This is a genomic window from Streptomyces sp. NPDC104381 (assembly GCF_055583745.1).
The window spans coordinates 237,217-251,345 of sequence record NZ_JBVJNK010000003.1 but is presented as its reverse complement, the minus strand read 5'-3'; the positions used below and the strand labels follow the sequence as shown (position 1 = coordinate 251,345).

General features: G+C 72.1%; 10 protein-coding genes. 5 read left to right on the top strand and 5 right to left on the bottom strand.

Translation table 11 applies throughout. The features are described from left to right. Nucleotides 1-6 precede the first annotated feature (6 nt). Entirely contained in the window at nt 7-1,968 is a 1,962-nt protein-coding gene (locus ACZ607_RS10655) for an acyl-CoA dehydrogenase family protein (RefSeq protein ID WP_469733861.1), read from the bottom strand. A 123-nt stretch (nt 1,969-2,091) separates the two neighbouring features. Further along, nucleotides 2,092-2,514, bottom strand: coding sequence for a MarR family winged helix-turn-helix transcriptional regulator (locus ACZ607_RS10650; RefSeq protein ID WP_469733859.1), 423 nt, complete (start codon nt 2,512-2,514; stop codon nt 2,092-2,094). Between the two features lie 163 nt (nt 2,515-2,677). Here ACZ607_RS10650 and eno point away from each other — a divergent pair, with 163 nt between their 5' ends. Beyond that, nucleotides 2,678-3,982 carry a phosphopyruvate hydratase gene (gene eno, locus ACZ607_RS10645; protein WP_469733857.1) on the top strand — a complete coding sequence of 435 codons (1,305 nt, stop codon included), beginning with the start codon at nt 2,678-2,680 and terminating at the stop codon, nt 3,980-3,982. A 102-nt stretch (nt 3,983-4,084) separates the two neighbouring features. On the opposite strand, the gene ACZ607_RS10640 is transcribed toward eno, so the two are convergent. Further along, a complete protein-coding gene (locus ACZ607_RS10640; protein ID WP_469733855.1) occupies nt 4,085-6,064 on the bottom strand; it encodes a family 20 glycosylhydrolase in 1,980 nt (659 codons plus the stop codon). A gap of 301 nt (nt 6,065-6,365) precedes the next feature. Between ACZ607_RS10640 and ACZ607_RS10635 the strand changes: the two genes are divergently transcribed. The 3 genes from ACZ607_RS10635 (at nt 6,366) to ACZ607_RS10625 (ending at nt 10,565) form a co-directional block, all read left to right on the top strand. Continuing rightward, nucleotides 6,366-8,282 (top strand): beta-N-acetylhexosaminidase family protein, encoded by a 1,917-nt coding sequence (locus ACZ607_RS10635; RefSeq protein WP_469733853.1) that lies wholly within the window; start codon nt 6,366-6,368, stop codon nt 8,280-8,282. 166 nt (nt 8,283-8,448) lie between these two features. Beyond that, the gene (locus ACZ607_RS10630; protein ID WP_469733852.1) at nt 8,449-9,000 is read left to right on the top strand and encodes a YciI family protein; all 552 of its coding nucleotides are present in this window, start codon (nt 8,449-8,451) and stop codon (nt 8,998-9,000) included. Nucleotides 9,001-9,272: 272 nt separating this feature from the next. Further along, complete coding sequence (locus ACZ607_RS10625; RefSeq protein WP_469734908.1) at nt 9,273-10,565, top strand: MFS transporter; 1,293 nt, start codon at nt 9,273-9,275, stop codon at nt 10,563-10,565. A 22-nt stretch (nt 10,566-10,587) separates the two neighbouring features. On the opposite strand, the gene ACZ607_RS10620 is transcribed toward ACZ607_RS10625, so the two are convergent. Continuing rightward, nucleotides 10,588-12,852, bottom strand: a complete 2,265-nt coding sequence (locus ACZ607_RS10620) for a serine/threonine-protein kinase (protein ID WP_469733850.1) — start codon at nt 12,850-12,852, stop codon at nt 10,588-10,590. A gap of 251 nt (nt 12,853-13,103) precedes the next feature. Between ACZ607_RS10620 and ACZ607_RS10615 the strand changes: the two genes are divergently transcribed. Then, on the top strand, nt 13,104-13,538 hold the full coding sequence (locus tag ACZ607_RS10615; protein ID WP_469733849.1) for an HIT family protein: 435 nt from the start codon (nt 13,104-13,106) through the stop codon (nt 13,536-13,538). 22 nt (nt 13,539-13,560) lie between these two features. On the opposite strand, the gene ACZ607_RS10610 is transcribed toward ACZ607_RS10615, so the two are convergent. Next, a complete protein-coding gene (locus ACZ607_RS10610) occupies nt 13,561-14,007 on the bottom strand; it encodes a hypothetical protein (protein ID WP_469733847.1) in 447 nt (148 codons plus the stop codon). Nucleotides 14,008-14,129 lie beyond the last annotated feature (122 nt).

Here is a 14,129-nt window from a genome sequence, read left to right as displayed (position 1 = left end):
CGTGACTCAGCCCAGCAGATCCGGCGCGCGCAGCATCTCGGCCGGGACGCCCCAGGCGTCGACGAGGTCGACCGCGAGGGGCCGGACCTTGCGGCAGAGATCGTTCACCTCACGGCTGATCGCCTTGGAACGCTGGATCGTCAGCCTGCCGTGCTCCATGAACCACGCCCGGTCCGCCTCGATCGTCGACAGGGCGAACAGGTCGCACAGCAGGCCCAGCGCCACCTTGTCGCCGCTCTCGGGGAGCGCGCGCACCTTGTCGACGAACGCCTCCAGCACCAGCCGCTCGACGTGCGCGTGGGCGACCGCGATGACATGGTCCTGCACCTGCGAGAAGACGACGCCGGGGTTGCGCTTCTGGTCGATCCCGCGCTTGAGCCGGCGGGCCACGCCCGCGAGCATGTGCTCCTCGCGGTGGCGGAGCATGGCGAGCTGGTACTCCGAGTCGAGCAGGCCCGCCTCCTGGTCCCACTCGTCACCGCCGGGCAGCAGGTCACGCACCCGTTCCAGCAGCTTGTGGGCCGAGGTCTTCTCGATGACCGTCTCCACCGCGAGGCCGGTGACGTAGCGGACCATGCCGAGCTGGTCCAGGTCCTCGAACTCACTGGCGTGATGGGTGAGCAGGCCCTTGGCCACGAGCTGGAGCAGGACGTGGTTGTCGCCCTCGAAGGTGGTGAAGATGTCGCTGTCGGCCTTGAGGGCGGCGAAGCGGTTGACGGCGAGGTACCCGGCGCCGCCGCACGCCTCGCGGCACTCCTGGACGACCCGGGTCGCGTGCCAGGTCCCGAGCGCCTTGGTCCCGGCGGCCCGTGACTCCAGCCGGCGCCGCGCCTGCTCGTCGTCCGTGATGCCGGAGAACACCTCGTGCAGCTGCGTGCGCACCACGTCCTGCGCGAAGTGCAGCGCGTAGGTGCGCGCGACGAGCGGCAGCAGACGGCGCTGGTGCAGCCCGTAGTCGAGGAGCAGCTGCTCCTCGGTGTCCGACGCCGCCTCGAACTGCCTGCGCCGCACGGCGTACTTCGTGGCGATCGTGAGGGCGACCTTGGCGGCGTTCACCCCGGCCCCGCCGACGCTGACCCGGCCCTGCACCAGGGTGCCGAGCATGGTGAAGAAGCGCCGGTCGGGGTTGTCGATCGGGCTCTCGTAGACGCCTTCGGCGGTGACGTCGGCGAAGCGGTTGAGCAGGGCCTCGCGCGGCACCCGCACGCCGTCGAACCAGATACGGCCGTTGTCCACGCCGTTGAGGCCCATCTTGCGGCCGTCGTCCTCGATGCGGACGCCGGGCGCCACCTCACCGCCGGTCCGGACCGGCACGACGAACGCGTGCACGCCCTCGGACTTCCCGCCCACCTCCAGCTGGGCGAAGACGACCGCCAGTTCGGCGTGGCGGGCGGCGTTGCCGATGTAGTCCTTGCGCGCCTGGTCGCCGTCGGTGGTGATGACGAACTCCTGGGCCGCGGCGTCGTACCTCGCGCGGGTGCCGAGCGCCTGGACGTTGGAGCCGTGCCCGGTCTCGGTCATCGCGAAGCATCCCATCAGCTTCCCGGTGATCAGGTCCGGCAGATAGGCGTCGTGGTGGCGTTCGGTGCCCAGGTGCAGGATCGCGCCGCCGAAGAGCCCGAACTGCACCCCGACCTTCACGAGCACCGACAGATCGCCGAAGGCGAGCGTCTCGAACGCGGCGATGGAAGCCCCGACGTCACCGCCCCCGCCGTACGCGCCCGGGAAGCCCATGCCGGTCTGGCCCGTCGCGGCCATCTCGACCACGACCTCACGCACCCGTTCGCGGAACGCGTCGATGCCGAGCTCGTCGGCCTCCTCCAGCACGGAGGCGTACTTCACCAGGTTGGTCCGGACGAGGTCGCGGATCTCGGCGTACTCGCCGTCGAGCACCTCGGTCAGCGCCCGGACGTCGACCTCGGGCTGCACGTAACCGCTCGGATCCGTGGATGTGTTGTCAGTGGCCATGCCAGTTCGCTACCCCGCCCGGGGACGATCAAGCGGCATGGCCGGGGCTCCCGGCGCCGTACGGAGTACGCGCGGCGCGGCCGGCGGGCACCCGGGCGTCCGCGCCGGCCCGCACGGAGCGTGTCACCGGGTGGCCAGCCGCTCCAGCAGGGCGGCGCTCCGCGCCAGCAACGTCCGCTCCTCATCGGTGAGTTCGGCCTCGATGGCCTGCGCGAGCCAGCCGGCCCTGCGGCCGCGCTCCGCTTCGAGGGCGGCCCGGCCCGCGTCCGACAGCTCCACCAGCGACTTACGGCCGTCCGTGGGGTGCGCCCGGCGCGTGATCAGGTTCTGCTCCATGAGCAGTCCCACCGCGCGGGCCATCGACTGGGGGCGTACGCGCTGATCGGCGGCGAGGTCGCTGGTGGTCATGGCGCCGTCGCGGTCGAGCACGCCGAGCACGGCGACCTGGCCCAGCGGGATGCGGTCCTCGTGTTTGACTCGCCGGGTGAGCTTGCCCATCGCGGTACGCAGTTCGGCGGCGATGGCGGCGGCTTCCGAGGTGGGCATAGGGCACTTTACCCCGCTGGCCAGGAGGGCTGCACAGCTGACCTGCACAGCAATGCTGTACAGCCAAACTGAGCAGCATTGCTGTATGGTTTTTCCCGTCGGGCTCAGCGCCAGCGTTGTCGCAGCCGGGGGCCACGGCACACGACAACGGGAAGGACCTCCCATGTCCGCACAGTCAGCAGGCCCGGACACCGCCATCGAGAAGGTCACCGCCCGCCGGATCATCGACAGCCGGGGCAACCCCACGGTCGAGGTCGACATCGTCCTGACGGACGGGTCCCTGGGACGCGCGGCCGTCCCCTCCGGCGCCTCCACCGGCGCCCGGGAGGCCGTGGAGCTGCGCGACGGGGATCCCACGCGCTGGCACGGCAAGGGCGTCGACCGCGCGGTGGCCCACGTCGACGGCGAGATCGCGGCGGCCGTGCGCGGCCTGGACGCGGCCGACCAGGCGGGTCTCGACGCCGCGCTGATCGCCCTCGACGGCACCGCCGGCAAGTCCCGGCTCGGCGCCAACGCGATCCTCGGCGTCTCCCTCGCCGCCGCCAAGGCCGCCGCGGCGGCCCACCGCCTGCCCCTCCACCGCCACCTCGGCGGCGCCGACGCGCGCCTCCTGCCGCTGCCGATGATGAACATCGTCAACGGCGGTGCCCACGCCGACAACCCGCTGGACTTCCAGGAGTTCATGATCGCGCCGGTGGGGGCGGACAGCTTCGCCGAGGCCGTCCGCATGGGCAGCGAGGTCTTCCACACCCTGCGCCGCGATCTGCTGGCCGCCGGGCACTCCACGGGCGTCGGGGACGAGGGCGGCTTCGCGCCGTCGCTCCGTACCGCCGAGGAGGCCCTCGACTTCGTGATGGCCGCGATCGAGCGCACCGGCTACCGTCCCGGCGCCGACATCGGCCTGCTCATGGACCCGGCGTCCTCGGAGTTCTTCCGCGACGGGGTCTACGACTACGCGGGCGAGGGGGTGCGGCGCACCCCCTCCGAGAACGTCGACCACCTCGCCGGGCTGATCGACGCCTACCCGGTCGTCTCCATCGAGGACCCGATGGCGGAGAACGACCTGGAGGGCTGGCGGGAGCTGACCGCCCGGGTCGGCGACCGCTGCCAGCTCGTCGGCGACGACGTGTTCTGCACCGACGAGGCGCTGCTGCGCGAGGGCATCCGCACCGGCGTCGGCAACTCGGTGCTGGTCAAGGTCAATCAGATCGGGACGCTGACCGAGGCGCTGGCGACGGTGGACACCGCCCACCGGGCGGGCTGGACGGCTGTGATGTCGCACCGCTCGGGCGAGACGGAGGACACCACCATCGCGGACCTGGCGGTGGCGACCGGCTGCGGTCAGATCAAGACCGGCTCGCTCTCCCGCTCCGACCGTACGGCGAAGTACAACCAGCTGATCCGGATCGAGGAGGAGCTGGGCGACTCGGCGCGTTACGCGGGCCGCTCCGCACTGCGCCGGGCCTGAACGACGGGCGCCGGCCGCCCCGGGGTGCGAGGCGGCACGGTGCGGCCGGGGCGGGGATCGCCCGCCCCGGCCGCACCGTCGCCCGCGCGTCCACCGGAGCGGTCAGGACCGGCGGTCGGCGGGGCTCCCGGGATGCGCGGGGACGGCCCGTACGCGGGTCGGCCCCGCCCCGTCGGGCGCGGTCTGCGTCGCGACCCCGTCCCCGGCCCGTGCCGTCAGCCGCAGTTGGGAGATGGCGTTCACGATCGTCAGAGCGCCCCCGTCCGCCGACAGCTGCCAGCGCTGGGTGCGCTTGTCCGCCGCGCACGTCTCCTGGGTGAGCTCAGCACCGGCCTCGATGGGGGCGCCCAGGTAGCGCTTGCCGCGTTCGACGTCCAGGCACAGGCCCGTCCCCGCCGACCGGAGCGTGTAGTAGCCGTCCGCCGTGACGGCGGCCTCCCAGGCCGCCTCACGGCCGGCGACGAAGCCCACGAGGTCGCCCCCGGCCCGTCCCGCGGGAGCCAGCTCCTTACCGCCGGTGGCGACCAGCCGGTACGTGCCCGCGCGCAGCGGCTCACGGTCGGTGTTCGCCCATCCCGGCGCGTGCCCGACGCTGCGGGCCAGCGTCTCGAACTCCCCGTACGTCGGGGCGGGGCGGGGGCCTCCCCAGGTGGCCTGGGCGATGAACCGCAGGGGCATGAACGCCTTGGCCTCGACCTCGTTCTCGGTCTCCGCCGCGGCGCTGTCCGGCCACATGGTGATCTTCGCGCCGGTGAGGTTCGCGGGCCTGGACGCGAGGGTCTCGTCCTCGAAGCTCAGCGGGCTCCAGCCGGAGTCGTACAGCTTCGCGGTCTGCATGGTGTAGCCGCCGCGCACCAGGTAGAGCGAGTACGAGGAGTTCATCACCTCGCGGCCCTCCGCGATCAGGGAGGACGGCTTCCGCACATCACCGCCGCCGAGCCAGTGCTCCACGGCGATGTCCCGGTCCAGTGGGACCAGGCGGTTACGGCCGAGGAGTCCGTCGTTCCAGATCCGCAGCGTGCGGCCGTCCGCGCGTACGTGGTCGTTCACCTGGTTGACGAAACCGACGAAGGCGTCATCGGGAGTGGCTCCGGCGCCGAACTTCTCGGTGGCGTACTCCTGGATCTGCGGGAAGTCCGGGTAGGCGGTGCCGATCATGTACTCGTCCGCGCCCATGTGCCAGGAGCGGGTGTCCCACACGTCGAGCGCCTCGTCCACCAGCGAGGTGTAGTACGCGAACGCCTCGGGCCGGGTGATGTCCAGGCGCGCCGGGGAGGGCGTGCCGTCCTTGTCCCTGAGCTGGAGCTCTGGGTGGTCCTCCAGGTAGGTGTCCATGTGGCCGGGCGAGTTGATCTCCGGGATCAGCTCGATGTGGTACCGCTCGGCCATCCTGACCAGCTGTCGCACCTCGTCCTTGGTGTAGTACCCCCAGAAGGCGGACTCGGGGTCGACGTCGCTCCTGACCTTGGCCTCGATCCACAGCTGGTTCAGCTTCTGCGACGCCATGTCGCGCATCAGCCGCTCGAACCAGTCCATGGAGATGTGGATGTAGCAGGCGCAGACACCCACGCCGCGCTCCTCGTACTCCGGCACGTCGGTGGCCGAGCCGCCCGGGACCGCGCCGCCCGCGCGGAGCAGCTGCAGCACGGTGCGGGTCCCGTGATAGATCCCGGTGGAGGTGGCGCCGGTGACGGTCAGCCTGGCACCGGACTCCAGGCGGTACCCCTCGTCATCGAGGTCGTCCTTTCGGCCGGTGTCCTGGCTCAGCACGATGTCGCCGGGGCCGGCGGGCCGGTCCTCGACCACCCGTGGGGCGCGCCCGGTCACCTCGCGCAGCTCGCCCGCGAGCCGGCGCGCGTCGGCGGTGGTCCGCGCGTCGGCGTCGTCGAGCACGATCCGGCTGCCCGCGCCGAAGCGGAACTCACCGGATCCGGGCTCCCATGCACGCAGCGCGGGGAGCACCTGGGGCGCCGCGGCACCGCCTTCCCGCGCTCCGGCGGGGGCTGTCGGGAGCAGGGCGGCCGCGACGGCCGCGACCACGCCGAGCGCTGCGGCGGTACTGCGGCGTCTTCCGGATCTCATGATCACCTTCCATGCTTCCTCTGGGGCAGGGGTCATGCGGCGCGCCGGGCCGGGCGACGGCCCGGCGGGCAGAATGGCCGGAGCATGCCAAGGGCAGACCCGGCCGGGAAGTGTTGGCCAGAGTAAAGGCTTGCCACCAAGAGGTCTAGACCCCATACGTCTTATGCCTTCCGGCTTCCTGGTCCAGCATCGAAGAGAACCAGGGAAGTTATTGGACCGGACCAACTGAGGAGATGACGTGGGACGTCGCAGAAACACCACACTTGCTGTCGGCACATGCTTCGCACTCGCAAGTGGTCTGTTGCTTCAGACCCTGCCGGCCACCGCCGCCCCCGACGCACCCCGCAGCGCGGCCACCACACCGCCGGTCTCCCCGACCCCGCAGAACATCGGCCGCACAGGTGGCGACGTCCAGGTGACCGGCAAGGTCTATGTCGTGGCCGACGACGCCACGGACGCCGCCGCCCGGGACCGGCTGGTCCGGGAGCTCAGGGACCACGGCGCCCGCGAGGTGAAGGTCGTCGCCCCCGGAAACGTTCCCGGGGACGCCGTACGCCACCTCACCGTGCGGCTCGGCGCGGCGGACCGCGGTGACATCGCCAGGGCGCTCGGGGACACCGAAGCGCCCGACCGGGCCGAGGGATACGCCCTGCGGGTGAACCGGACCCGTGGCGCCGGGAACATCGCGCTCGGCGGCAGCGACGCCGACGGCCAGTACTACGCCGTGCAGACCCTGCGCCAGCTCTTCCTCCGGGCCGACAGGCGCTGGACCATCTCCGGAGTCCAGGTCACCGACCACCCGTCGATGCCGCTGCGCGGCACCATCGAGGGCTTCTACGGCCAGCCCTGGACACACCAGGAGCGCCTGGACCAGATGGACTTCTACGGGGACGTCAAGGCCAACACGTACATCTACGCCCCCAAGGACGACCCGTACCACCGCGGCAAGTGGCGCGAGCCCTACCCCGCGGACAAGCTCACCGAGCTCGGCGAACTGGTCGGCCGGGCCACCGCGAACCATGTGCGCTTCACCTTCGCCGTGTCCCCCGGCGAGTCGATCTGCTACTCCGACGCCGGTGACCGCGCGACGCTCAAGGCCAAGCTCCAGGCGCTGTACGACCTGGGCACCCGCGCCTTCTCGATCCCGCTCGACGACATCAACTACACGAGCTGGAACTGCGAGGCGGACCGCGCGGCGTACGGCGAGCCCGGCCAGGAGTCCGCCGCCAAGGCCCAGGTCGACCTGCTGAACGACGTACAGCGTGACTTCATCGCGGGCCATGACGGCGCGAAGCCGCTGCAGATGGTGCCCACGGAGTACGGCGACCTGCGGGACAGCCCGTACAAGAAGATCATCCGGGACACCCTGGATCCGGAGGTCGTGGTGATGTGGACCGGCACCGACGTCGTGCCCCCGCAGATCACGAACGACGAGGCGGACCGGATCTCGGAGCTCTTCGGCCGCCGGGTCTTCGTCTGGGACAACTATCCGGTCAACGACTTCGGCAACACCGCCGGACGCCTGCTGCTGGCGCCGTACGACAAGCGTGAGGCCGGCCTCTCGGAACACCTCTCCGGCATCGTCGCCAACCCCATGAACCAGCCGTACGCCAGCAAGGTCGCCGTCTTCGGCGCCGCCGACTTCGCCTGGAACGACCAGGGGTACGACGCGGGGAAGAGCTGGCCGCGAGTGATGTCCTACCTCGCCGGCGGGGACCGCGCGGCGACCGGCGCACTGCTGGTCTTCAGCGATTTGCAGCACATGGCGCCGACCTTCGGCGCGGAGCCCTGGCAGCCCCAGGCCCCGGAACTCGGTCGGCGGGTCGCGGAGTTCTGGTCGGCCTGGGAGGACGGCGGCGATCGCGTGAAGGCGCTGAAGTCCCTGCGCGCCTACGCGACGGCCGTCCGGAAGGCCCCGGCCACCATCCGCGGCGGCGACGTGGAGAAGGGCTTCACCGTGGACGCCGCGCCGTGGCTGGACGCCACCGAGCTGTGGGGCGGCGCGATGGTGAAGACCCTCGACGCGCTCGCGGCCCACGACGACGGGAACGCGAAGGCGGCGGAACGGCTGCTCGCCGAGTCCGCCGAACTGCAGGGCCGGGCCCGGGCCCTGCTCGTCGACCCGCCGCGCAACTCCTGGGGCAAGGTGCGGCCCAAGGTCGGTGACGGTGTGCTCGACACCTTCCTGGACAAGGCCGCGGAGGCCGCCCGGCAGTAAGGCCCCCCGTCCCCGGGGGAAGGCGGCCCGTGTTCCGCTCCGGCGTGCGGAACACGGGCGCCACCGGGACCCGGGCCACCGGGACCCCGACCACCGACCCCGGGCGGCCGGCCGGACGCGGTGAAACCCTCTCGACCTGATCACCTCCACGGGACATGCTTCGTGCATGGAGTTCCTCTGCTACCACCGCGACCGGCCCGGATCCCTCCCGCTGCGCGCCGAACTGCTGGAAGCACACTGGTCCTACATGGACGGGTACGCGAAGGAGATGATCGCCCGCGGTCCGACCCTCGCCGACGACGGCGACACACCGACCGGAAGCGTCCACATCCTCGACCTGCCCGATCCCGCCGCCGCCCGCGCGTTCGCCTTCGACGAGCCCAACTACCAGGCGGGCGCCTACCGGGACGTGCTGCTGCGACGGTGGCGCAACCTGCTGGGGCGCACCATGTGGGACTTCCCCGGCGGTGCGGCAGAGGGCAACCGCTACCTGGTGATCGGCCTCGGCTCGGGGCAGGCCGCCGACCTCGCGGTGCCGCCCGGCCGGGACGAACTGATCGCGTACGGGCCGCTGCTGGCCGACGACGGCACCACCTGGGTGGGCACGGCGGCACTGGTCCGCGCACCCGGCCCGGACGCGGCGCGCGCCCTCCTGACCGCGGACCGGTACGCCGACATCGAGGTGCACAACTGGCAGCCCGGCGGGCGGGATTCATGACCGAGGGCCCCTCCGGCGGCCCACGACGTGTCCTGACCGCTACATCCGCTGTCCCATTATCTTGATTGCGACACGGTCCGGACGCCCATAAACTGCCACAGAAATAAGGCTGGCCTTACCTGATATGTCTCCGGGGCGTGCGGCCGCTTCACATGTCACGGGAATGCCCCGGTGCCCGGGTCGACGAACACCGTGAACACGCACCCCCGGCACCACAGAACGTGGAGTTCCACCATGTCCCGATCATGCGCGCCCAGGGCGGGCTCCCGGCGATGACGTCAAAACTGTCCGCGGTGCTGCCCGATCTCTCCCCCTGGCGTTCCTCACGTGACTTCCGGCTCCTCTGGGTCCAAGGGCTGATCACGAATTTCGGCAGCTTCATGGCCCTGGTCGCGCTGCCGCTCCAGATCAAGGAACTGACCGGGTCCCCGCTCGCGGTGGGCGCGATGGGCGCCGTCGAGCTGGTTCCGCTGATCGTCTTCGGTCTGTACGGCGGGGCGCTCGCCGACGCGGTCGACCGGCGCAAGGTCATCCTGTTCACCGAGGCCGGGCTCGGGCTGCTGGCGGCCGTCCTGCTGGTGAACGCGATGCTGCCGGAACCGATGCTGTGGCCGCTCTACGTGGTGGCGGCCGGGGTGGCGGCGCTGGCCGGTCTCCAGCGGCCCGCGCTCGACTCGCTGCTGGCCCGGATCGTGCCGCACGACCAGCTCGCGGCGGCCGCCGCGCTCAACGCCTTCCGCTGGCAGGCCGGTGCGATCGCCGGTCCGGCGCTGGCGGGCCTGGTCGTGGCGTACGCGGGCAACGTCCCCGCCTACGCCACCACGGTCGCCTGCTTCGCCGTGTCCGTCGCGATGTGTCTCCGGCTCACCCCCGTGCCGCCCGCCGAGAACGCGGAGAGGCCGTCCCTGCGCGGCATCGCCCAGGGCGCTCGCTACGCCTGGTCGCGCCCGGTCCTGCTGGGCACCTACGCGGTGGACCTGGCAGCGATGTTCTTCGCCTTCCCGAACACGATCTTCCCCTTCCTCGCCGACGACCTCGACGCCGACTGGTCCCTGGGGTTGATGTACACGGCCGGGTCGGTCGGTTCGGTGCTGGTGAGCCTGACCAGCGGCTGGGTGTCCCGGGTCAGGCGGCACGGGCTCCTGGTCGTGTGCGGCGCGGCCGGGTGGGGTCTGGCCATCGCCGCGGCCGGCTGGCTGACCGACGTCTGGCTGGTGCTGGTGTGCCTGGGCCTGGCCGGGGCGGGCGACATGCTGAGCGGCCTGGGCCGTTCGACCATCTGGAACCAGACCATCCCCGACGAACTGCGCGGCCGGCTCGCGGGCATCGAGGTCCTCTCCTACAGCGTCGGCCCCCAGCTCGGCCAGGTGCGCGCGGGTGCGATGGCCGGCTGGACGGGTGCCCGCCCCGCGATCTGGACCGGCGGCATCGCCTGCCTGGCCTCGGTGGGCCTGCTCGCCGCCGCGCTGCCGAAGCTCCTGACGTACGACGCGGGGACCGACGAGGACGCCAACCGCCGCCGCGCGGCCCACGCGGCGGCGACGGGCGCACCGGAAGCGGTGTGACGCGTGCGCGGCGGCGCCCCGGTCAGCCCGACTTCGGCGGCTTGCGGGTGTCGAAGGCGAACAGGGTGTTCCCGTCCCCGGCCACGACCACCGCGCGCCCCGCGACCGTCACACGCGGGCTCGCGCCCTGCTCGCCCGTCAGGCCGTCGGCCTGCGGGTCCGTCGTCCACAGGAGGGTGCCGTCGTCCGGCGACAGCGCGACGACCCGGCCGGTGGCCGAGCTGAAGTACAGCGCGCCGGCTCCCGCCACGGGCCCGGACGCGCCCTCCACGGCCGTCTGCCGCGACCACTTGTTGCGGCCGGTCGCGGGGTCGAGCGCCGTCACACGACCGGTCTGCCCGCTCACGTAGACGGTGCCGCCGGCCATGCCGGGGGTCCCGTCGTACGTCTTCGCGAGCCGGGAGTACGTGACCTTCCGCGAGGCCGGGTCGACCCGCGCCACCCCGTCGTAGCCGTTCAGCGCCGGTCCGTCCCGGTGCTCCTGGAGGAGTACGAGCCTGCCGTCGGCGGCTCCCACCGGCACGGCCGGGCCGTCGACCGCGATGGGCCTGCCCAGCTCCCCCGACGCCCGGTCCATCGCGTACAGGGTGGGGTCGCGCACCTCCGAGTCGTCCAGCTCCGCGTCGGTGGCGCACATCGCCATGAGCCGGGGGCCCGCCGGGACGGGAGCGCACCGCGTGCCGTCGGGGAACGACGTCTTCCAGGCGACGTCGCCGCTGTGTGCGTCCCGGGCCTCGAAGCGGGAGTTGGAGGCGTCGACCGTCACGACGGTGGAGCCGGTCAGCAGGGCGTCCTGGGACCGGCCCGTGACGGCCGTCGACTGGGCGCCCGACGGTACGGACCACAGCTCCCGGCCCGTGTCGGCGTCGACGGCCACCACCTCTTCGGGAGGTCCCTGCGGGTCGTCCTGGGAAGCGAAGCGGTATCCGAGCACCGTGTCGTCGGTGGCGCCCACGAGGTGCCTGCCCTGGACGGGGACGCCGGGGCTCTTCGCCGTCCACGCCCGCGAGCCGTCCAGGAGGCTGACCCGGGTCGCGACCACTCCCCCGCCCCCGCAGAACAGCGCGTCCTCGCGGGCGACGCAGCGCAGCTCGTCGGGGATGCCCTCGTCCCCGCCCGGCACGGTCGTGTGCCACGGCTGGAAGCCGGACGGAAGCGTGGCGCCCGGGGCCGCGACGGTGCTGCCCTTGTCGCCGCCGTCGTTCCCTCCGAGACCGCCCGCCTTCAGCGCGGTGACTCCGCCGCCGATCGCCGCCACCGCGACCGCGGCCGCGAGCACGGGACGCCACCGGCCGCGCAGCCGGCGGCCGAGGGCGGTGCCGGTGTCCTGCGTACCGGAGCCTTCCGTACCGGGCCCTTCCGTACCCGCGCCGGTGGCCGGGTCTGAGGGCGTCGGGGTGGCCCGCGCCGCGACGTCGTGCTGGGTGATCATGTCCCGGGTGCGTCCCGCGCCGGCCGCGCTCACCTCGGTCCCGCCGAGGTCGGCCGGCAGGTCCCTGAGCAGCACGAGGAGCTCGTCGGCCGAGGGCCGCCCCTCCGGCTCCTTGTCCAGGCACGGCTCGACGACCGCGCGCAGAGCCGCAGGCACGGCGTCCAGCGAGGGTTCCTCGTGGACCACCTGGTACGCCGTCATGTACGGGCTGTCCGCGTCGAAGGGCCCGTGGCCCGTCGCCGAGTACACCAGCAGGGTCCCCAGCGAGAAGACGTCGGACCGCGGCCCCACCCCACGCGGCGCCTGCAACTGCTCGGGCGACATGAAGGGCGGCGTCCCGATGACCCGCCCCGTCATCGTCAGCGTCTGCTGGTCCACGGCGCGCGAGATGCCGAAGTCGATGACGCGGGGGCCTTCGGGCGAGAGCACGACGTTCGAGGGCTTCAGGTCACGGTGGACGACCCCCACCCGGTGGATGTCGCGCAGCGCCTCGGCCAGCCCGATGGCGAGCCTCCGCAGCTCCTCCCCGTCCAGCGGGCCGTTCGCGGCGATGTGCTGGGCGAGCGTGTTCCCCTCGATGTAGGTCGTCGCCATCCACGGCTGGTCGGCCTCGGGGGCCGCGTCGACCACGGCGGCGGTGAACGCGCCGCTCACCCGTCTCGCGGCCGCCACCTCCTGCCGGAAGCGGATGCGGAACTCGTCGTCCCCCGCGAACTGCTGGTGGATGAGTTTGATCGCGACGGGCCGCCCCGAGCTCGTACGGGCCAGGAAGACCGTGCCCATGCCACCCGAGCCGAGCCGCGCCTCGAGCGGATAACCGCCGATCTCGGCTGGATCACCTCCGCGCAGCGACACTCTTCCCGACCTCCCGTCCCCCGTGCGTCTCTGCCACCACGGGCCTGCTCATCTGTCCTGCTCATCTGTCCTGCACCCAAACTAGCCGCAGTGCGGTACGGCAGGACGAAGCGGGTGACGTACACGGGCTCCGGAGCCGCCCGCGACCGCACGGACCGGAGGCGACGGCCGCTATCCTGACCGCCGGAATCACCCGCAGCATTCCCTTCGCTCGCTTTCGCCCCATTTCCGGCCGAACGGACCAGAAGCAGATGGAAGATTGTGTTTTCTGCGCCATCATCGACGATCCGGGCAAGGCCCGCGTGGTGTTCTCGGACCCGCACACGGTGGCCTTTCTCCCCCTGGCGCCCGCGACCCGGGGTCATACCCTGGTCGTCCCCCGCACACACTTCGCGGATCTGTGGGAGATGGACGAGCTGTCCGTCCAGCATCTGACACGGACCACACTGACGGTCGGCAGAGCGCTGCGGTCGGCGCTGGAGCCGGAGGGGATGAACGTCGTCAACTCGGCCGGGACCGCGGCCTCGCAGAGCGTCTTCCACTGCCATACACACCTCGTACCCCGGTGGCCCGGAGATGCGATGGGCCCGATCTGGCCGCCGAAGGGCAGCCCGTCCGAGGACGACGCGGAGCTGGACGCCCTGGCCCGCCGGATCTCCGTGGAGTGCCGGAGCGTCGCGCCCTGAACGCGGGGGCCGGTCGTCGGAGCTACACAGCGAGAGCGACGACCGCGAGGTGCGCCACGAGCAGAGCGCCGTAGAACAGCAGCAGTGTGCCGGAGAAGGCGACGTGTCTCCACAGGACCCGTTCCGTGTACGGGCCGATGTTCATCGACAGGACCTCGACCGTGCTCGCGGGGCGCCGGGCGTCCTCGTACAGATGGCGGAACAGCCGCTCCTGGCGGAGGAAGTAGCCGTCCAGTGACCAGAAACAGATCAGCGGCACAGCTCCGGCGAGGGCGAGCGGCCAGTTCAGCCGGCCCGCGGACAGGGCGAGGAAGGCGGCAGCCAGAGTGAGCGCCCACCCCTTGATCAGGAACGAGTTGGTGCCCAGGCGGGTGACGACGGCCTGGATGAATTCGAGATGCTTGATCCGGTCGGCGTCGAGAGGCCGGCGCACAACAGGCGTGTCCGGCCCGTCACTCACTGCTGTCATGGCTCTCCCCCTCGGTGCTCGCGCGTCGACGATCCCCCGGTGCTAGCGCGTCGACGAACCCCTGGTACCTGCGCGTCGACGATCGTACCGACGCGGGTGCGCGCGCGCCATGAGCCCCGGAC